The organism is Pedobacter sp. UYP24 (assembly GCF_054057295.1).
On sequence record NZ_JBSRZD010000010.1, the window covers coordinates 1 to 20,859 of the forward strand.

The window sequence follows — 20,859 nt, forward strand, 5'->3', positions numbered from 1 at the left end:
TGGCAAGCAAGTCAAAGAGATAGTCTCTTCCTACAGCTATTTTATGTTTAAGAAGTGGCTCCTTTAGCAAAAAATGAAGTTTTCTGGTGCCAAGGCAGGTAGATCTTTTCTTATAGAGGCTATTTCCTGAAGTACAATCTCCTGTATAAGAACAACATGCTCCAATTGCCAGAGATGATTATAATAGGCGTGCCTGGTTTTGCCAAACAGTGAACATAGTGTGGATACACTTATATTCAGCTCTTGTTCTCTGAGTTGTATCACGGTTTGGCCCCAAACTTTTTTCTGATGTCCACTTTAAATTCCTTACTTGCGATATCAAGCATGACCTCTAATGCTCTGATCTTCAGCTCTGCCAGCTTTAATTCTGATGCTGACCCCGGCAGTGATTCCAGCTCTGCTAAAACATTTGCCTGCGGCAATAATTCTAAAAGCTCCTGCTGCCTTTTTTTATACTGACGGAGCCAAAGACTTACCGTATCCCGGTCATTGACATTGTATTTCAGCATTGCATCTTCTATACTAAGATGTCCTGAAACAATTTCACGAGCAATACCCTCTCGCTCTGAAAGGCTACGTCTTTTCCTTTTACCTGCATGATAAAAAGCACTCCCATATTGCTTCATCCAATCCTGAATAGCCGTTTTGCTTATCCCATGTCGCTCACAAACCAGGGCCAGACTGCCCTCGAGCTCTGCCTCCTTTACTATATCCTGTTTGAAGGACTCTAAATAAAGTCGCCCAAATCTTTTACCCGATACTTCTTTTGACATTGTCCAAAGTACTAATAAGTGTTAATAAGTCAGGTGTATAGTTAATTCAGGACGAGACAATAAGGTGCCCTGAACGTATAGCAACGAATCTTGAGATAAAATAGGTTGAACCAAGCTCTAAATATAGTAGCAATAAAAGCTATAATTCAACTATAAGACCAATCTCTCCATGTCTGTAAAAAATTTAATTAAACAACTGTAAATCAACATGTTTAATTCTTAATATTCCGTTAATTCACTTTGAAATATCAATTATTTTACCTATATTTGCACTTGTAATAAAATGAGCTTTTGATAAGCTAAAATCATAATAATACAACGGTTAAACCAGAATAATTTTTGGGCATCTGGAACACACTCCGCCATCGCTGATCAGCTAAAATTAATAGGCAAGTGTACCGGTTTCAACTTTTTAATTAGTTAACTAATTAGATTTAAACTGCCAGCTGTGATAGCAGGGTAGAAGAAGTTCATTGACGTATTAAAAGCTTGTTGATAGGAGCTTCTATTTTCATACAGATGAACAGTATGTTATGTTTCTCCAGATCTTAATGCTGTTCATGAAAATACATTACAAAACGAGCCAGCAATAACGGAAACTTAGATGTTTACTCGTCGTTGCTGGCTCGTAAGGGCAGGGATTAAAGTTATTTATCTGACAACTTATCTTTCAGCATTTTCATGTAGAAACCGCCAACTACACTGCGCGCTTTGAAATTATCGCGAATTCCTGTGTTTGAATCATAGAAATCATTTAACGGTACTCTTGATTCAGTTTCAATAGCATGCTTGTAAACAGGAATAACTAAAGCTTCAAAATCCTTTTGATTGCTGGTAAAAGCTGAAGTCCATAAAATCCAGTCATTCTTAGTGTAAGCTTTTCTACTATCTAAAGGCAAACCATATTTATTTACTTTAGTTTTATAATACTTAATTTCAGTATCATAAACCCTTTGAGGGAATAAGTTTAGTTTTAATACCTTATCCCAAACCAGGTTGTATTTTTGGCTCCATGTGTTTTTGTCATCAAACGTTAATGCATAGTGATCGCCAGCATCAGCCATTTCTATCCATTTTGGCACCATGCTATCAGCAATAGCTCTGTATTTTTTTGCCACATCTGTATAACCAAGTGTCTGTGCCATTTGAGCATAACAGGCAATACCTACTATTGCTTTAACAGATAAATTTGCATTTCTGGCAAGGTGGCCAGCGAAATCATCGGTACACAACTGCGTTTTTGGATCAAGACCTTCTCTTGTCAAATAATCAGCCCAGGTAGTAAGTGTTTTCCAGTGCTTCTTAGCATATTCAGCATTACCCTCTGCTTTAGCAATTGCTGCGGTAAGGATAATCATGTTGCCAGACTCCTCAACAGGCATTGGCTCTCCGTAAGTTTGTCCGTTTGCCAATGGGTAAGTTCCTAAATCGTGTGCTGCCCATGGGTGAGGGTATTTTCCGCTTTCACTGAAATAGAAAATACCATTTAGCATGCCCTGTAGCAACTGTGGGTTGTAAATTAGGTATAATGGCGCTGATGGATATGTTACGTCAACTGTGTTGATGAAACCGCCACTGTTGTTTTCTTTAGACAACCACAATAGTTCGCCTTGCTGACTTTTAACCAATGCGTGTGCAGCAATACTTTGACGGTAGGCAATTACACACAGTTGCGCATATTCTTTTCCGCCAGATTGTAGTGCATCTGCATATAAGTTGGCGTTCAAAGTCTCACATTTAGCTATAACGGTTTTATATTCATTTGAGGCCGCGGTTAACTGACCCTCAATGGTTTCTTTACCAGAAGTATTCCACCATGGTCTTAAATTTTTGTTGAAATACTGAACTGAATATATTTCATCGTAAGCAAGCTCCAGGTATTTCTCCACAGGAGATTTTCCAACTGTACCAAATGGGAGTATGGTGTTTAATGCAAGCGATTTGCCATTTTTTGCTGTTGATGTTAAATTTCCTTTTCTAAAAGCATCACTAGCCTGAGATTGCTGTGTAATGAATTGAACGGCACCACTTGTTTTTGGAGCTGCCACATAGAAATAACCCCAGTCAATACGCATATCATCACCTGTCTTTTTGAGGATAGGTTGCTCAAAAGTTCCTGTTTTTAAAACAGAAAGCTTAGCAGTGCTGTATTTGGTTGCGCTAACTTCCTGTGAAGGATTGTAAACCGCGATATCAGAAGATGCACTTAAGTATACTTTTACCTGGTGATTTTTACCGTCGTTTGCTTGAACTTTATAAGTGATGTAAGAAACTGGACGTGCAAACACAGCCATGTCTTTCATCAATAGAGGCGAGGTAAACGTAAGTTTAAGATCTACCTTGCCGCAAGTAAAATTATAAATGGTTTGCGTTGCGTTAATGTCTACACTTTTTTGTTTAGCCAATTGAACAGCAGCGGCATTGTCTTTCAGTTTGTCTGCTAAACCGAAGTCAAGGAAACGGCCACCAGCCGTATTGATCAGGTGTATTGCAATAACATTCTTGCCAGCTTTAACTGCACTTTTATCACTATTGCTCAATGAGATGTACTGGAAACTGTTGGTCCATCCTGTTTTGGAGTATATTTTTTTTCCATTTAAATAGAGATCAATATTGTCATCATGGTTTATTTTTAGGAATAATTCATTTATAGCCGATGGGTTGGCAACGTCGAACGTTCTGCGTACCCATATATCATGAGATTTCCATGAGGTTTTAACAGTTTTTGCATCATCACCTATAGGTGCAGACCCAGTTTCCCAATCGCCAGCGCTGTATTCAAGTGATTTCCAATCTCCTTGAGGTTCTTTCTCTGTATAGCTAACCTGGTAAGCCTTTTCATCTGATGCAGGAATAACGGTTTTAAAATTTGGTGTCTCCTTACCTAGAAAACGGTAAATGTTGTTGTCTACACTGATCATGCCCAGTAGGGAATGGTCAACTCCAGTCCAGTGAGAAGTAGAAGAGTCGTACAGGTTATCTGAGTTAGACCAGATACTGAAATACGTATTGTGTGTAATTAACGGATACGAGGGTGCTTTTCTGTCCTGCGCTTTTAAAAATCCGCTAGCAACAATAAATCCTAAAAACGTTAAACGTTTTAGCACTCCTTGTATAGAGATCTTCAATTTTAGAACTGGGTTGATTTTTTTCATTTAATGTGTGGGTTAATGGTGTAAATAGATTGCAAATGCCAAGCGTTATTAATTCGCTAAAATATCAATTTTCCTCGTAACTACCAGTTTTATGGCAATTTGAAGACGAGATAACGCTCCAAAATCATCAATTTTGTTCTATAAAGCTATCGAAATGAACTTTGAACAGTATCAGGATTACTTTGAGGAAATCCTTGGAAGCCCCAATGCTCCAGCACCTTACAACAATATCGATTATCTCGACTATACAAAAATGAACAGGGCAAGACAGCATCGCTGGCTTAAAGTTGGGGTAGTGGATCCGCTTTTGGTAAAAGCTGTGGCTTCTATATATAAGCCGCAAAGTTGGATAGTAATTACAGAACCTTGGTGCGGAGATGCATCTCATACTATACCATTTATTCACAAATTGAGTTTGCTAAATCCTTTGATCACTATAGATTACCAAATGCGTGATAGTGAGCCGTTTCTAATATCACAATACCTAACAAATGGTGGAAAAGCCATACCTAAATTTATTATCAGAGATGAACAGGGCAAGGATTTGGTGAATTGGGGGCCCCGACCTGCAAAATGTCAGGAATTGTACCACAAGCTAAAAGAGGATGGTGCCGATTTTAATTTACTGAAAACTGAATTGCAGAAATGGTATAATGAAGATAAGGGTAAGAGCTTCCAGGCAGAAATATTGTCTGTTTTTAGATCTCCTCATTAAGCTTTAATAAGAAGTCTTTCAATTTTTCCAGAGATGCAATGATTTTTTGATTTTCTTTTACTTCACTGCCATTGCTTTTAAGGTGCTCTTTGGCACCCTTAAGGGTAAAACCTTTATCGTCCACCAGGTGAAAAATCATCTTTAAGTTCTCAATATCCTCTGGCGTAAAAAGCCTATTGCCCTTCTTATTTTTCTTTGGCTGAAGTACATCAAATTCCTTTTCGTAAAACCTAATCTGGGAAGCATTTACGCCAAACATTTCAGTAACCTCACCCATGGTGTAGTACATTTTGTTGATTTCCCGTTCTTTATATGGCATAATTGAGGTTGATTATTAGAGTTTTACAGCATTTATTTAAAGTATTCAAACTTAGATAAAATAGTTTTATTTACAAACACTTTATCTCAGATTTATTGAATTGATAATGCATATAAATGCGTACTGGTGTTGGTATAAAATTGCTTTGAACTGCAATTTTATCTAAGTTTGCCGTCTAATCAATCTAATGATGACAGCGAAGGAAATCAGACAGGCATATTTAAATTTTTTTGAATCAAAACAACATCATATTGTTTCGTCAGCGCCTATTGTGGTTAAAAACGATCCTACACTGATGTTCACCAATGCAGGAATGAATCAGTTTAAAGACTTGTTCCTGGGTGAGGCACCGATCAAATATCCGCGTGTAACTGATACTCAACGCTGTCTCCGGGTTTCTGGCAAACATAATGATTTGGAAGAGGTAGGAATTGATACCTATCACCATACCATGTTCGAGATGCTAGGGAATTGGAGTTTTGGAGATTATTTTAAGAAGGAAGCCATTGCCTGGAGCTGGGAGCTACTTACCGAAGTATACAAGATACCCAAAGACCAACTTTACGTGTCTATTTTTGAAGGTGATGCAAAGGAAGGCCTTGAACGAGACACCGAGGCATACGACCTTTGGAAGCAGTTTGTGCCTGAGGATCGCATTATCCTTGGTAATAAAAAGGACAATTTTTGGGAGATGGGAGATACTGGACCTTGCGGACCATGTTCTGAGATCCATGTGGATTGCCGACCTGTAAACGAACGTAACGAAGTATCTGGTAAATTGTTAGTTAATGCCGATCATCCTCAGGTGATAGAGATTTGGAATAATGTATTTATGCAGTTTAACCGCCTAAAAGACGGTTCTTTACATTCTTTACCTGCAAAGCACGTAGATACGGGTATGGGTTTTGAAAGATTGGTACGTGTACTTCAGGGGAAATCATCAAACTACGACACCGATGTATTCCAGCCGCTGATCCAGTACATTGCGCAACATTCAGGCGTTGAGTATGGTGCCAATGAAAAAACTGATATCGCGATGCGTGTTATGGCAGACCATGTTCGCGCCATTGCTTTCGTGATTGCTGACGGACAATTGCCTTCAAACAATAAAGCAGGATATGTAATCCGCCGTATTTTGCGCCGTGCGGTACGTTATGCTTATACTTTTTTAAATCTTAAAAATCCTTTTCTTAATCAGTTGGTTCCAATTTTAGCGGAACAATTTAAAGGGGTATTCGAAGAGCTTGTATTACAGCAAGACTTTGTGCAAAAGGTTGTTTTGGAAGAAGAAATTTCCTTCTTAAGAACCTTAGCAACAGGTATACAACGTTTTGATAGCTATACTAAAAAGCAAGGTGAATTATTGATGTCTGAGAATGCAATTGAGCTTGAAAAGTCGTTTACAGATAGTTGGGTTTACAGTATTTTGAAAGACCAGATGGTGATTTCAGGAGAGTTCGCATTTGAATTACAAGATACCTACGGGTTTCCAATAGATCTAACAGATTTAATGGGCAGAGAGCAGCGCTGGCTGGTAGACATGGAAGCTTACCATAAAGAATTATTAAAGCAAAAGGAAAGGTCAAGAGCTGCAACAGCTATAGATACAGGAGATTGGGTTATAGTAAATCCAAATCTTGAAGTAGAGTTTTTGGGTTATGATGATTTTGAAGCTGAAACAGAAATTATAAAATACCGTAAGATAATTTCTAAAGGAAAGGAACAATACCAGATTGTGCTGAGTAAAACACCTTTCTATGCAGAAAGTGGTGGTCAGGTTGGTGATACTGGTCGATTGGAAGACCATAGCAGGCTTTTCTTTGTTGAAATTACTGATACTAAAAAAGAGAACGGTGTTATTGTTCACTTTACAGATACCCTGCCTGAAGATTTGGAAGGTCAATTCTGGGCTGTAATTGATGAGGAAAAAAGAGAATTATCGGAATCTAACCATACAGCTACACACTTATTGCATGCGGCCTTAAAGCGTGTTTTGGGAAACCATGTGAATCAAAAAGGATCATTGGTGAATTCTAACTACTTGCGTTTTGATTTTTCTCATTTTGAGAAGATCAGCGATGATGATCTTGCTAAGATAGAACATCTGGTAAACCAAAAGGTTAGAGAAAATATTCCTTTAAAAGAGCAGCGCTATGTGCCTTACGATCAGGCGATATCAAGTGGGGTTACCGCTTTGTTTGGTGAAAAATATGGTGATTTAGTCAGGGTCATCACATTCGATGATCATTATTCAAAGGAGCTTTGTGGAGGTACTCATGTTCAGGCTACCGGAAATATAGGTTATTTTAAAATTACATCTGAAAGTGGTATTGCAGCAGGAGTAAGGCGAATTGAAGCTATCACAGCAGATAAAGCTGAAGCATTTATTTTGGAGCAAAATCGTGAATTAAATGAGCTAAAATCATTGTTTAAAGGAACAAAGGATTTGACAGCTGCACTATCTGCAATGATAGAGGAAAATACCAGGCTTAAAAAAGAAGCTGAAAAAGCTGTTGTAGAACAGTCTGCAAATTTGAAGCATGAAATCGTACATCATGTTAAAACCATAAATGGTATCAATTTTATTGCGACTTATGTAGATCTTCCAAATGCTGACGCAGTAAAAAACCTTGCTTTTGCTGTTAAGGACTTGGTTGATGAGCTTTTTCTGGTATTTACTTCACTAATAGAAGATAAACCAGGAATTACTGTAATGTTGTCAGAAAATCTGGTTAAAGATAAGGGCTTAAATGCTTCTAATATCGTTAGAGAATTAGCTAAAGATATTCAAGGTGGAGGTGGTGGTCAGCCTTTCTTTGCTACTGCGGGTGGTAAGAATAAAGATGGACTAAAAGCTGTTCTACAGAAGGCAGAAGAACTAGCTCACAAAACTGTTTAAAGTTTTGTGAGTTCAACTTTTCTGAACTCAACTTCAGATCCTTCAGATTGTAGTGCGATGTTTCCACTGTTTGCTGTGCAGTTGGAACCGTGATTAACGAATATATCGTTTACCCATACTTTAATCTGGTTTCCTTTACACTCTACAACCATTTTATTCCAATCTCCTACAGGTTTTTCAACGCCCTGTACCAAACGCTCAATCTTACGAAGTTTATCGCCGTTAACACCCCACCGCGTTTTATCGCCCCTGCGGCTTTCCATGTCGGGCACTGAAATGTCTTCCTGTATGCACCAGAAATCTCCTGCATTAGTATGTTCCATCTGCACTTCAATTGATTTTGGAAACATATCATACAATGCCCTCGGTGTAGAAGCAAAAACCAATAAACCGCAATTGCCTGGCTTGCCTGCAAAGCGATATTGTACTTCAATTTTAAAATTTTTATAAATGGCATCTGTAATCAAGTGACCACCAGGTGTGCCTAAACTAACAAGCATGCCATCTCGTATAATGAAGGGATTGACTGCATTTGGGTTTTTGTCCATCTCAGGAACATCTACATGCCATCCTTTAAGGTTTTTTCCGTTAAATAGACGCTTAGATTGGCCGGAAACTCCTATGCAACAAGTGATAAGAAGGAGTGAAAGGAGGTAGCTTTTAGGTTTAATGCTCATGTTTACTATTTGTTTAGATTATCAATATACTAATTTAGACAATCAATTATTGCTATGATGTGAAATTAGCCCAATGATATTTCTGCTGGATATAAAGAATGCAAACTTTTCGATACCTGTTCTAGTTTTTGCAACTGCTCTGAACTCCACATGATTAACGCTGGGTCTGCTTTTATAAAAAGTTCCCTATAATAATTTAAGCCGCTATTAAGCTGACTGCAAAAGCGTTCAAAGTACTTTGCTTTTTTGCTGTTAATTTCAGTTAGCTTTTCTTTCCAACCCTCTAGCTGTGCTGTTTTCACATTCAGACTAGCAGAGATTTCCTGTTGCACATAATCCAAATATAGGCTCAGCTCTTTTATAAATAAATTAGGTCTGTAAACACCCTGTAATAAGTTCATTCTGCCATAGATGTGATCAATCATCTCCTTTAAAGTATACTTACTGTTGAAATAGGCTAGATTAGGGCCAGGACAAATGCTTACAGCTTTATTTTCTTTAGGTTTAAGTATATTGTTGACTTGGTATGCAGAAGTACATAATCCCTCGCATAAACACAGTTTTTCAACTATTGAAGCAGTTTTTTTATCCAATTCATCCTTTGATAAAGCTAAAGAATTGAGCTGTTTTAACTTTAAATGCTGATACTCTCTTGAGGCTGTACAAATGGGTTGAGTAGTGAACTCTGTATTGTTTATAAGGTATTTTTTAGTGCATGGACTGCCCGGTCTTCCGCGCTCAATTCTTTCCAGTCGCAGTTTATCTGCCGTATTCTTTTTAAAATTATTAAAACGTACGCCAAGTGGGGAGGCATCACTTAAGTAGTAATCGCTCTCAACTGCTTCAGCCAGGTCTTTTAAAGTCTGCGTGTCTACGCAGGTTGCTTCGGGTACCAACAAAAATGGACTACCCCAGCCAGCTGCATCCAGTTGGTAATATTCTATTAGGAAATCGTGCTCTTCTGCAGTACCTATTCCACCTTGTACAGTTACTTTCTGACTCAATTTAGTCGGACACTTGACAATAGAATCTGCTAATAGGAATCCTTGATCATAAAGATGATATAGTTCATTGTATAGCTCTGCACGTTTATCTTTAAACTCTTGCAAAATTGGGCCGAGTAAAAAGCCCTCAGTTGCAAATGCATGTCCACCGCAATTTAACCCAGATTCTATCCTAAATTCTGATACCCACAATCCTTTTTTTGCCAATACTTTTGCTTGTATTAATGCAGAGCGGTAATCGCTCACCTTTAATACTATAGATTTATAGAACTTACCGTTTGGCAGTGGATTAAAAACTTTAAAAGAGGTCATGTAAGAAAAAAGTTTAGGATTTAATCCAGCTGAAATCACCACAGATCCGTTAATTGTGCTCTCTGCGAAACCACGAAGTGCAGCTAAAGCATCCGTATTATCATCACCCAGATAAATCCCATCTTTATAATTTAATTTATCCACCTTAGACATGATGTTCACAGAAATCTTTCCGGGCATTAATTTACCTTTTAAATTAGCTTGAACCCGACTTCTTTTACAACCAGCTGGAATTTTAAGCATCCCTTGGTATTCAATAGCCAGTTTGTCTTTTTTTGGCAATAGTTCGAAATACTTACATAGGTCATTCTCCTCTTCAAAGCTTTGAAATTTCATGGCGCTGATCTGCTCATTCACCAATTTGTCCAGCAGGTTGAGGTATGCAGTTATCCTGAGGGCCCTACAATTGGCTTCATTCTTTTTAATTGGCAGGTAAGGTTCTTTGTGAACTTCTGAAATTAATTCGCGCATTCTTTCAGTCAGGTCATCATCTACAATGGAAACCACTGAAGATATGCCGTATCTGGCAACACGTAAAGGAGTATCTATAGAGTAACCCAAACCTAGAACTGGAATATGAAATGTATGGCTCATGTTATTAAATTGAGTTGGTGACAAGGCAAAATAGGCCAGAAACTTTCTGATAAAATGTGACTGCGGTCACCATTTTTAGTGATGCAGGTAATAGAAGAGCCTAACCTAAATCATATAAAAAGACAATTGACCGGATTACATTTGCGAGAGTCGAAGCCGGCAATTTGGCTATATTTGAGAAAATAAATATGATGGAAAGTGCTAAACTCCTAAAGGCAATTATTGAATCAGCCATTGACGGCATTATCACCATAGATGATTGTGGTTTAATCGAAAGCTTAAATCCAGCCGCACAAAAGCTTTTTGGATATAGCATAGAAGAAGTGATAGGAAAAAATATTTCTATGTTAATGCCAGAACCCGACCGGAGTGGACATGATGGTTATATTGCAAGGTATAAACATACAGGGGAGAAAAGAATAATAGGAACAGGAAGGGAAGTTCGGGGATTGAGAAAAGACGGTTCCACATTCCCTTTTCGATTGGCAGTAAACGAAGTAAAGTATAATGAGCGTAATATCTATACTGGCTTTATTCATGATCTTTCCAAAGAAAAGGAAGCTGAACAACGTTTACGGGAATATGCTGCAGAATTGGAAGAGCTGGTAGAAGAACGAACAATATCATTAAGAAAAACTGTTACTGCCCTTAAAGAAGCTAAAGAAGAGGTTAGCCTATCCTTATTTAAAGAAAAGGAGCTTAACCAAATGAAAAGTCGTTTTGTTTCCATGGCTTCACACGAGTTTAGGACACCACTTAGTTCTATTCAGCTATCTTCAGTATTAATTGACAAATATGCGGAGCCATTTGATAATGAGAATATTAGAAAACATGTTATTAAGATAAAAAATGCAGTTGGAAATTTAACTACCATATTAAACGATTTTCTTTCATTAGAAAAATTGGAAGCTGGCAACATTGAGCCTAATTTTATACCTTTTGATTTGGTAAAACTTTCAGAAGAGGTTACTGAAGAGATGCAGATGATCACTAAAGCAAATCAGAATATTATTTATCAGCATACTGGTGTTGAAAGCATGGTTAAAATGGACCAAAACTTACTTAGAAACTGTATGATCAACCTGATCTCAAATGCCATTAAATACTCGGGTGAGCATACTTTCATTGAATTCAATACTGAACTCAATGGAAAGGAGTGTACAGTTACTGTAAACGATAATGGGATAGGGATTCCTGAATCCGATCAGCAACACCTATTCCAGCCATTTTTTAGGGCACACAATACTGGCAGTATTCCAGGAACAGGATTAGGGTTGAACATCGTACTGCGCTATGCCAAATTGATGAATGGCGAGTTGCATTTTGAAAGTGAACTGAATAAGGGGGCTAAGTTTAGCCTATCATTTAAAAGTTAATTCTTGCTAAATTCCGATTATGAAGAGAACGTGTATTTTACTCATTGAAGACAATGACGACATCAGAGAAAGTGCAGCAGAGATTCTGACGCTTGCTAATTACGAGGTTTTAGAAGCTAGAAATGGGAAAATAGGTGTTGAACTTTCTGCAAAGCATCTTCCAGATCTTATACTTTGCGATATTATGATGCCAGAACTGGATGGTTACGGAGTACTTCATCTATTAGGAAAAAATCCTGAAACTGCGGTCATTCCATTTATATTTATAACTGCAAAGACTGAGCGGCAAGACATGCGCAAAGGCATGGAAATGGGAGCTGATGATTACCTGACTAAGCCTTTTGACGATGTAGAGTTATTTAATGCCATTGAGTCCAGACTTAAAAAGAAAGATATACTAGCAGAATCATACAGTAAATCGCTTGACAACCTAAACTCTATAATAGATGGAAAAGGTATGGAAGAGCTTAAAAGCTTTATTGCAGCCCGTAAAATAAGAAATGTTAAAAAGAAGCAAATTATTTACTATGAAGGCGACACTGTAAATGGAATTTATCTGGTGACAGCAGGTAAAGTTAAAGCTTTTAAAGTAGCTGATGATGGAAGAGAACTTTTAATCGGAATGTATGCTGCTGATGAATATTTTGGTGTTGCAGCTCTTCTTGCGGGTGAAAATTATACAGATACTACGGAAGCTGTAGAAAATACTTCTATATGCCTTTTACCTAAAGAATTAATGGATCGTCTGCTCAATAAATTTCCGGATGTAGCATCGCGTTTTATTAAAATCCTAGCTAATAATGTGCTTGATAAAGAACAGCAACTCCTGCAACTGGCCTATCACTCAGTAAGAAAGCGGATGGCCGAAGTTATTATCCGTTTGGAAAATGTAAATCTAGGTGCAAACAATAATACATTAGATATATCTCGTGATAATTTGGCAGCAATGGCGGGCATAGCTACTGAAACAGTTAGTAGAATGCTTAGTGATTTTAAAGATGAAGGTTTGATAGAACGCAAAGGAAGTTATATTACTGTTCTAAATCATGTTAAGCTGGAAAACATGAAAAATTGATGAACGTCACTATTTCCTGATGACGCCTCTCATTTATTAGCTACCCTGTTACCTCTACATTTGCTTGATATAATCGAAGGCATGAGAGTAGTAGCATATAGTATTAAAGCAGGCGAGAAGGAAGTCCTTGCGATTGCAAATCACAAAAAACACGAAATTACCTTAATCTCCAATTCCTTAACTGCGGAGACAGTTTCCTTTGCTGCTGGTAAAGAAGCAATTCTTGTTTATAGTAATGATGATGTAAGTGCTGCTGTGGTAAATAGATTGGCAGACTTGGGGGTGAAATATATAGCAACAAGATCTACCGATGTATCTCATATAGATCAACTTGCTACCAGTTCGCGAAATATCAAGGTAGGAAATGTACCACATCTTGTTTTAACACCACTAAATCTCGAAGATCTTCCAATGGCACTGGCTATGGAAACAATTAATAACCTGGATAAATGGCAGGAAAACTGTTGCCTTGGTACTGCTTGCATCTGCGCAAAAGCTTGCGATGTTTCACCTAAATCATCAAATCATCTTACCTAAGCAATGAAAACTGCTTCTCTCTGGATATTCTGAAAGACTAGCAGTTGAACAAGGTTCGGTCATAAAAACATAAAATAGATGCAGGTAAAATATTTTTTGATCATCCTGCTGCTATTATTAATGGCACAGGACAAAGTTAAGCCGGTTAGATGGGTGCTAACCAAAAATTGCTCCCTTAAAGTAAACGGTAGTACTAATATCAATAAATTTAGTTGTTTTATCCCTGAGTATATATACCCAGATACGTTAATCATGTATGCTCATAAAGGTAGAGAGGAAGTTAAGATTTCCGGACAAATGATCCTTGATATCAAAAGCTTCGACTGCCATAATGTTATCATGACGAAAGACCTCAGGAAAACATTAAAAGCAGATGTTTTTCCAAAACTTATAATAACCTTCACTAGTCTTAGCAAATATCCAGATCTAGCCAAAGGCGAAAGCACTATTTCAGGTATTGTCAACATTTCAATAGGGGGCGTTAACAAGCGTTTTGAAGTAGCTTATCTTTGCAATCCGGATGGCTTGAAAAGCATTAGCTTAATAGGGAAGAAAACAGTAAATTTTTCTGATTTTAATATCATACCACCAAGAAAATTGGGAGGAATGATTAAAACCAATAACATGCTCGATGTTGAGTTCATTCTCAAGGCAGCCATTTTAAATTAAGAACCATGAAGAAAATAATCGTATCAGGATTTATTGCAGGAACGATCTTATTTATTGTATGCTATGGTGGGCTGTTCCTTGCCGTAAAGTTTTTTCCTGCTTCGTTTTTTGAGTATAACAATCCGCTATTTAATTCAGATGGGAGCCGAGATGTTTTGTTTTATATGCATGCATTTATTATCAGTTTTGCATTGTCATGGTTCTGGGATAGATTTAAGAGTTTGTTTCACGGACATTTTTTACTGAGGGGACTTGAATTTGGATTGGTATATGCTATAGTGGCCCTTCTTCCTGTAATGTGGATTATCTTTAGTTCGCTCGACATTACTTTTCTAATTGTGGTAAGCTGGTTTTGCTATGGGTTAATGCAGGCAATTATAGCCGGAATTATATTTGCAAAACTAAACCCAATGTGATTAAGGTCACTAATTCTAATACCGTTTATCATTTATAGGGCAATAGGTTAGCTGTACGTTTGAGTATTGATAACGAACAATCAGAATATGAAAACCTTTAATGAATTAACCGGACTTACAGCTATTAAAAGATACCTGGCCATAATATTGCTTATACCTATATTATCTATAACAAGCGTAAGCGGACAAGCAGCTTATAAATTAAGTAGTAAAGATAACCTTATAAAAATAGCAGGGAAATCTAATGTGCACGACTGGATAATGATTGCATTAAACCCAATCGCAGAAGCAGATTTCGGACCTTTAGTCGGATCAGATAATATCCCTAAAAGTCTAAATGAATTAAGCTTTACAGTACTCGCAAAAAGTCTGAAGAGTGAACATAGCTCTATGGACACACGTACTTATAAAACCATTAAAGCTAATGATTTTCCTAAAATTACTTTCAAACTTAGTAATGCAGTAATATCAGCTGTTGCCAAAAATAAGTTTGCTATTAAAGCTACAGGCATATTGACTATAGCTGGTGTTTCTAAGAATATTACCATGCAGGTAAACGGTGATGTTAAAGCGGATCAAAGCATTATTTGTACTGGTTCTGAATCCATTAAACTTACAGAATACAATATAGATCCGCCAAGTTTTATGCTAGGCGCGATGAAGGTAGCCAATGAACTTGTTGTAAGTTACACCCTAAACTTTAAAAAATAACCTCTACAAAATTATACTCAACATCATGAAAACTAATATTTTATATCGCAGTATTACTGCGGTAGCATTAATGGCCATTGTACCTGCACTTTCATTTGCACAACAACAAAGGATACAAAACATCAGACCTTATGACAAATCAGGGATCAATGTATTTGAAGATCCTAAAGATTCTGCAAGTACTTTTGACGGACCAAAACTTAAGTTTGGTGCTGGATTTACCCAGCAGTTTCAAAATCTGAAGCACGAGAATCCCGATGCACTAAAAAATAATATTGGTTCCTTTTCAGGCGGTGTTTCTACTCCAGGTAACAGGTTAAAGGTTATCACCCCTGGTTTTCAAACCGCACAGGCCAATTTATTTATGGATGTACAATTGGCAGATGGTATCAGGCTAAATATTACCAGCTACTTGTCTACAAAACACCATAATGAAACCTGGGTAAAAGGTGGTTTTATTCAATTTGACAAACTTCCGTTTAAAGGCGTGTTTTGGGAAGAGCTAATGAAAGTTGCAACTGTTAAAATTGGTCACTTTGAAGTGAACTATGGTGATGAACATTTTCGCAGGTCTGATGGCGGTCAAGCGATCTACAACCCTTTTGTTGAAGGAAACATTATGGATGAGTTTGCTACAGAGATCGGTGGAGAAGTTTATTTGAAAAAGAACGGTTTATTTGGAATGCTAAGCGTGACAAACGGAATGATAAAAGGTAACATAGATTCTTTATATGCTGCTTCCAATCCTGATGGTGACTACCATAAATCACCTTCCATTATTTTAAAAGGAGGTTATGATACCAAATTAACTTCAGATGTAAGAGTAAGAGTAAGCGGATCTTATTATGGTAATCAAAGCAGCGGAGGTAATACTATATTTGGCGGAGATCGTTCAGGGTCCAATTATCAGTTTATTATGGAACAGAATTCTGCAAACCCAAGCAGCTCATCTGGTGCAGGTACACCGCTGGCCTTCTCTGGTCGCTTTAACCCAGGCTTTAGTAAAAAAATCAATACATTTATGTTTAATGGATTTATTAAAGCAAAAGGTTTGGAGATTTTTGGAACATACGAAACTGCATCTGGCCGCAACGCAAGGGAAACCGATACCAGAGATGCTAAACAATTCGCAATAGATGGCCTATACAGGTTCGGAAAAGCAGAAGATTTGTTTATAGGCCTAAAATACAATACTGTATCTGCAAGATTAGTAGATAACGCAACTGGCACAGGTGCCGGACCAATTGTTTACACACGAGATGTAAAGTTAAATAGGGTAGCGGCAGCTGCGGGTTGGTTTATGACCAAGAATGTATTATTAAAAGGCGAGTATGTAGTACAGAAATATAAGAATTTCCCAACTGCAGATTATAGAGCAGGAGGGAAATTCAATGGTTATGTAATAGAAGCTGTTGTAGGATTCTAGCCAAAGTATTTTTTTAATAAGAAAAAATAAAAATCCCAAATACCGATATGATTAAGCCATTTTAAAAGGCCAGCTTTTCTATCGGTATTTGGGGTTTCCAGCATTATTATTATAATGCTTAGGATGAAGTAGGAAGTGCCGTTCTCCTAGTTTCCAATTCAGGAACACCTGGTTTACGTTTTCCAAAGATCTAAACAATTAGCTCCTATCAGTAAATTTGGTTACATTTGCTAGACTGATTAAAAACAATATTGTTGAACGTCGTGATTCAAAGGGTATCTTATAATTATCTTCTGCCTTTTCCATGATGGCCACCTTTTATCTTCCATTTGTTTTTGTTGTGCCCATTATTCTCTTTGTAATGAACACGACGGTAAACTATGGGGCGTCTTTCGGCTCTTATTGAATTTACATAATATGGTTGCCTAATTGCATCTACATGATGTATATAAACCGGCGTGCGTACAGGTACATATCTTACTGGTTTAGAATAATAATAATTAGAAGAATTATACCTTACTGGAACATACTGTGGCTGAGGCCCAAGATTTATGTTAACACTTATTTGTGCCTGAGAGGTAAGGGTGATTGCGGTTAATAAAGATCCTAATAAAATTAACTTTTTCATAACTGTTATAATTTAGGTTTCGGTTAGGATAAACACGATTTACAGCGCATTATCAATTAACTTTATGTGTATATCTTAATATTCAAAGGCTGTGCCATAAAGCATTTATATACTAAATTCTCTTATAATAACGCATAAATGGTTATGTTTGTATGTCGAAAACACAAAGAATTTAAGCTAATTATTGCCTATAAATGAGTACTAAAACAACTGTATCTCCATCAGAGTTCGAATTGGTATCTGGTCTTGAGATCCATGTACAGCTCAATACAGCAACAAAAATATTTTCATCAGACAGTGCTGCCTTCGGTGCAAATCCAAATGAGCACATTTCTGCAATAAGCTTGGCATTGCCAGGGGCCTTGCCTAAACTAAATAAAGAGGTGATAGAAAAGGCGATCAGAATGGGATTAGCCCTAAACTGTTCTATTAATCAACTAAATTATTTCGACCGTAAGAATTATTTCTATGCAGATCTTCCTAAAGGGTACCAAATCACGCAAGACAATGAACCCATTTGTCGGAACGGATTTATTGTTGTAAAACTGTCTGATGGGGCAGAGAAACGCATTGGTATAAACAGGATACACTTAGAAGAAGATGCCGGTAAAAGCCTGCACGATCAAAATGCAAAATATTCATATGTAGATCTAAATAGGGCAGGAGTTCCATTAATAGAGATCGTTACAGAACCAGATATCTCCAGTTCTGAAGAAGCATCAGCATTGCTATTAGAAATGAGAAAATTGGTTAGGCACCTTAACGTTAGCGATGGAAATATGGAAGAAGGTAGTTTGCGTTGCGATGCCAATATCTCTATTCGTCCTTTAGGCGTGAAAACTTTTGGCACTCGTTGCGAAGTAAAAAACCTGAACTCTATAAGGAACGTACGCAGAGCGATGGACTTCGAATTTCACCGACAGTTTGATGTGATCACTAATGGTGGCTCAATAATACAAAGCACACTTAATTTTGATGCAGAGCAAGGTACTACCTCTCCAATGCGAAGTAAAGAGGAGGCTAACGATTATCGTTACTTCCCCGATCCAGATTTAGCACCAATACACATCTCTGATGAATGGTTAAACAGCATTAAAATTGCCATGCCTGAGTTGCCAGCACAAATAGCAAAAACATTGATGGCAGATTTCAATATTAACAATGCCGAAGCTGCAATGTTGGCAGAAGATACTGATCTATTAAGTTATTTCCAAATCGCTTTGCCCTTGGTTAATAATAAAAAAAGCCTGGTAAACTGGTTAACCGGATCCATCAGGGCATTGCTAAACGAAAAACAAATTGGTATTGCTGGTTTTAATGTAAATGCAAAACAACTGGCTGCAATAATTAATTTAGTTGATTCAAAAAAGATTAGCCAGCAAACAGCTTTACAGCAACTTATCCCTTCGGTAAAAACAAATAATAATGTAGTGGATTTGGCTAAACAGCTAAACCTGCTTATTGAAGAAAATGCAGATGAATTAAGCAAATACGTAGATGAAGTACTAGCTAAGTTTGAATCACAGGTGCAAGCCTATAAAAAGGGTAAAAAAGGAGTATTGGGTCTATTCGTTGGCGAAGTCATGAAACTAGCCAAAGGCAAAGCCGATCCTCAAAAGATCAATGAAGTATTACAAGAAAAATTAAAATCATAATTCTATGAAATCATTAAAGCAGATCGCTTGTCTCCTTATTTTATGTATCACATTTGCTGCCTGTAAGGATAGCACTAAATTTGTTATTGAAGGACAGTTTACAAATACTAAACCTCAAAGTAAAGTTTACCTTTTTGGTTTACAAAAGGACAGTGCCCAGGCAATAGATTCTACCGTGTTTTCTGAAAAAGGAGCGTTTAAATTTGAACACAGCACCCCTGGTGTTGATTTTTTTAGAATTAGCACGGGCTCAAACGAGTATATGGTCATCGCTAAAAACGGAGATCATATTAAAATTGCTGCTGATATTGCCGATAAAAATTTGACTTACACCATTTCTGGTGCTGCCGAAGCAGATAAATTACATGAATTAAATACAACTAAAAATCAATATATAGGCAGGATAAATGCAATCCAGGCACAGTTTGATCAAACAGTACAATCCCAGCCAGATAAGCGCGAAATGATTATGGAACAAATGAGACCAAAGTACATGGTTGAAGTGAATGGACTAAATCAAGCTATTCTAAAATTTGCTCAAGAAAATACAGAGTCTTTAGCGGGCTTTTATGCCATTAACCTTTTAAACCCTGCAGAGTATGAAAAGGAAATGGTTGCTTATTCAGATAAAATTAAAAGTAGTTTCAATGAAAACCCGGCGGTTACAGAGTTTTTAAAGAAAATGGCGGGCTTAAAAGCAGTGCAAGTTGGACAACCAGCACCAGAATTCACAATAAAAGGTATCAATGGAAATCTGGTTAAGCTATCAGATTTTAAAGGCAAATATGTAATGGTGGATTTTTGGGCTTCATGGTGCATGCCTTGTCGACAGGAAAACCCTAACTTGGTAAAAGCCTATAATACCTACAAAGATAAAAACTTTACTGTTTTGGGAATTTCACTTGATAAGGATCCAGCAGCCTGGAAGAAAGCAATTGAAGCTGATAAATTAACATGGAATCATGCCAGTGAGCTGGCAGACTTTGAAGGATCAACTGTTAGACTTTATCAAATAGAGGCTATACCAAGTTCATTTCTTATTGATCCTAAGGGAGTTATAATTGCTAAAAATTTAAGGGGAGAAGAATTGGAAGTCTTTTTAGCTAAGACTTTATGATAATCCTAAATTCATGTTAAAATATATGATGTGTTTAACAATTTGTTAACTTTGGTTTAACGCTATATTATAACTGATCGCGTATTTTCGTAACAAATAATTAAAGCTATGAGTAACTCAAACCAAAAAATACTTATTGTTGACGATGAACCGGATATTTTAGAGCTGATAGAATACAATCTAAAAAAAGAAGGATACCAGGTTTTTCTAGCGAATAATGGTCAGGAAGGAATAAACGTTGCAAAAAAGGTTCATCCTGATTTGATCATCCTTGATATCATGATGCCTAAAATGGATGGTATAGAAGCATGCCGTATCATGAGGGCAATTCCAGAATTTAAAAATACATTTATGGTATTTCTTACCGCAAGAAGTGAGGAATATTCAGAAATAGCCGGTTTTAATGTTGGTGCTGATGATTATATTGCGAAGCCAATTAAACCAAGAGCATTAGTAAGCAGAATAAACGCCATACTAAGAAGAAATACCAGTGCGGATGAAATTTCTGAGAATAAGGTAGAAATTGGAGATTTAGTGATTGATCGTGAAGCTTATTTAGTTTATCAAAGCGGACAGAAAGTTGTTCTTGCTAAAAAGGAATTTGAACTTTTGTATCTTTTGGCTTCAAAACCAGGCAAGGTTTATACCCGTGAGTCTATATTAAAAAACATTTGGGAAGATTCAGTTGTAGTTACCAATCGTACAATAGATGTCCATATACGCAAGTTAAGAGAGAAATTAGGTGAGACATATGTAGCAACAGTAAAGGGAGTGGGCTATAAATTCGAACTTTCTTAGTAC

Annotated in this window: 18 protein-coding genes; 12 read left to right on the top strand and 6 right to left on the bottom strand. The window is 37.1% G+C overall.

Features of this window, described 5'->3' with window-relative positions; translation table 11 throughout:
• Positions 1-260: 260 nt before the first annotated feature.
• Complete coding sequence (locus ACVWYN_RS15395; protein WP_457289768.1) at positions 261-773, bottom strand: transposase; 513 nt, start codon at positions 771-773, stop codon at positions 261-263.
• 647 nt (positions 774-1,420) lie between these two features.
• A complete protein-coding gene (locus tag ACVWYN_RS15400) occupies positions 1,421-3,928 on the bottom strand; it encodes a glutaminase domain-containing protein (protein WP_457289769.1) in 2,508 nt (835 codons plus the stop codon).
• 154 nt (positions 3,929-4,082) lie between these two features.
• Between ACVWYN_RS15400 and ACVWYN_RS15405 the strand changes: the two genes are divergently transcribed.
• Positions 4,083-4,643 (top strand): thioredoxin family protein, encoded by a 561-nt coding sequence (locus ACVWYN_RS15405; protein ID WP_457289770.1) that lies wholly within the window; start codon positions 4,083-4,085, stop codon positions 4,641-4,643.
• Here ACVWYN_RS15405 and ACVWYN_RS15410 read toward each other — a convergent pair.
• A complete protein-coding gene (locus tag ACVWYN_RS15410) occupies positions 4,627-4,962 on the bottom strand; it encodes a MerR family transcriptional regulator (protein ID WP_457289771.1) in 336 nt (111 codons plus the stop codon). The two genes, ACVWYN_RS15405 and ACVWYN_RS15410, sit on opposite strands and share 17 nt — an antisense overlap.
• Before the next feature lie 190 nt (positions 4,963-5,152).
• On the opposite strand from ACVWYN_RS15410, the gene alaS reads away from it, so the two are divergent.
• Positions 5,153-7,861 carry an alanine--tRNA ligase gene (gene alaS, locus ACVWYN_RS15415; RefSeq protein WP_457289878.1) on the top strand — a complete coding sequence of 903 codons (2,709 nt, stop codon included), beginning with the start codon at positions 5,153-5,155 and terminating at the stop codon, positions 7,859-7,861.
• Here the strand turns inward: alaS and ACVWYN_RS15420 are convergent.
• Both ACVWYN_RS15420 and ACVWYN_RS15425 read right to left on the bottom strand, forming a co-directional pair.
• The gene (locus ACVWYN_RS15420) at positions 7,858-8,538 is read right to left on the bottom strand and encodes a 3-keto-disaccharide hydrolase (protein ID WP_457289772.1); all 681 of its coding nucleotides are present in this window, start codon (positions 8,536-8,538) and stop codon (positions 7,858-7,860) included. The two genes, alaS and ACVWYN_RS15420, sit on opposite strands and share 4 nt — an antisense overlap.
• A 65-nt stretch (positions 8,539-8,603) precedes the next feature.
• Positions 8,604-10,448, bottom strand: coding sequence for a hypothetical protein (locus ACVWYN_RS15425; protein ID WP_457289773.1), 1,845 nt, complete (start codon positions 10,446-10,448; stop codon positions 8,604-8,606).
• A gap of 191 nt (positions 10,449-10,639) precedes the next feature.
• On the opposite strand from ACVWYN_RS15425, the gene ACVWYN_RS15430 reads away from it, so the two are divergent.
• From ACVWYN_RS15430 to ACVWYN_RS15460, 7 genes are all read left to right on the top strand, one after another.
• The gene (locus ACVWYN_RS15430) at positions 10,640-11,824 is read left to right on the top strand and encodes a PAS domain-containing sensor histidine kinase (RefSeq protein ID WP_457289879.1); all 1,185 of its coding nucleotides are present in this window, start codon (positions 10,640-10,642) and stop codon (positions 11,822-11,824) included.
• A 19-nt stretch (positions 11,825-11,843) separates the two neighbouring features.
• The gene (locus tag ACVWYN_RS15435; protein WP_457289774.1) at positions 11,844-12,899 is read left to right on the top strand and encodes a response regulator; all 1,056 of its coding nucleotides are present in this window, start codon (positions 11,844-11,846) and stop codon (positions 12,897-12,899) included.
• Positions 12,900-12,980: 81 nt separating this feature from the next.
• Positions 12,981-13,436: a lactate dehydrogenase gene (locus tag ACVWYN_RS15440; protein ID WP_457289775.1), complete on the top strand. Its 456-nt coding sequence runs from the start codon at positions 12,981-12,983 to the stop codon at positions 13,434-13,436.
• Positions 13,437-13,514: 78 nt separating this feature from the next.
• A complete protein-coding gene (locus ACVWYN_RS15445) occupies positions 13,515-14,105 on the top strand; it encodes a YceI family protein (protein WP_457289776.1) in 591 nt (196 codons plus the stop codon).
• A 5-nt stretch (positions 14,106-14,110) separates the two neighbouring features.
• Complete coding sequence (locus ACVWYN_RS15450; protein ID WP_457289777.1) at positions 14,111-14,521, top strand: hypothetical protein; 411 nt, start codon at positions 14,111-14,113, stop codon at positions 14,519-14,521.
• Between the two features lie 87 nt (positions 14,522-14,608).
• Positions 14,609-15,232, top strand: a complete 624-nt coding sequence (locus ACVWYN_RS15455; RefSeq protein WP_457289778.1) for a YceI family protein — start codon at positions 14,609-14,611, stop codon at positions 15,230-15,232.
• A 25-nt stretch (positions 15,233-15,257) separates the two neighbouring features.
• Positions 15,258-16,658, top strand: coding sequence for a hypothetical protein (locus ACVWYN_RS15460; protein ID WP_457289779.1), 1,401 nt, complete (start codon positions 15,258-15,260; stop codon positions 16,656-16,658).
• 286 nt (positions 16,659-16,944) lie between these two features.
• Here ACVWYN_RS15460 and ACVWYN_RS15465 read toward each other — a convergent pair whose 3' ends face one another.
• On the bottom strand, positions 16,945-17,286 hold the full coding sequence (locus ACVWYN_RS15465; protein ID WP_457289780.1) for a hypothetical protein: 342 nt from the start codon (positions 17,284-17,286) through the stop codon (positions 16,945-16,947).
• A 194-nt stretch (positions 17,287-17,480) separates the two neighbouring features.
• Here ACVWYN_RS15465 and gatB point away from each other — a divergent pair, with 194 nt between their 5' ends.
• The 3 genes from gatB to ACVWYN_RS15480 all read left to right on the top strand — a co-directional run bounded on the left by gatB (position 17,481) and on the right by ACVWYN_RS15480 (position 20,856).
• Positions 17,481-18,941, top strand: a complete 1,461-nt coding sequence (gene gatB, locus ACVWYN_RS15470) for an Asp-tRNA(Asn)/Glu-tRNA(Gln) amidotransferase subunit GatB (RefSeq protein ID WP_457289781.1) — start codon at positions 17,481-17,483, stop codon at positions 18,939-18,941.
• A 4-nt stretch (positions 18,942-18,945) separates the two neighbouring features.
• Positions 18,946-20,058, top strand: coding sequence for a redoxin domain-containing protein (locus tag ACVWYN_RS15475; RefSeq protein ID WP_457289782.1), 1,113 nt, complete (start codon positions 18,946-18,948; stop codon positions 20,056-20,058).
• Positions 20,059-20,166: 108 nt separating this feature from the next.
• Positions 20,167-20,856 carry a response regulator transcription factor gene (locus tag ACVWYN_RS15480; RefSeq protein WP_457289783.1) on the top strand — a complete coding sequence of 230 codons (690 nt, stop codon included), beginning with the start codon at positions 20,167-20,169 and terminating at the stop codon, positions 20,854-20,856.
• Positions 20,857-20,859 lie beyond the last annotated feature (3 nt).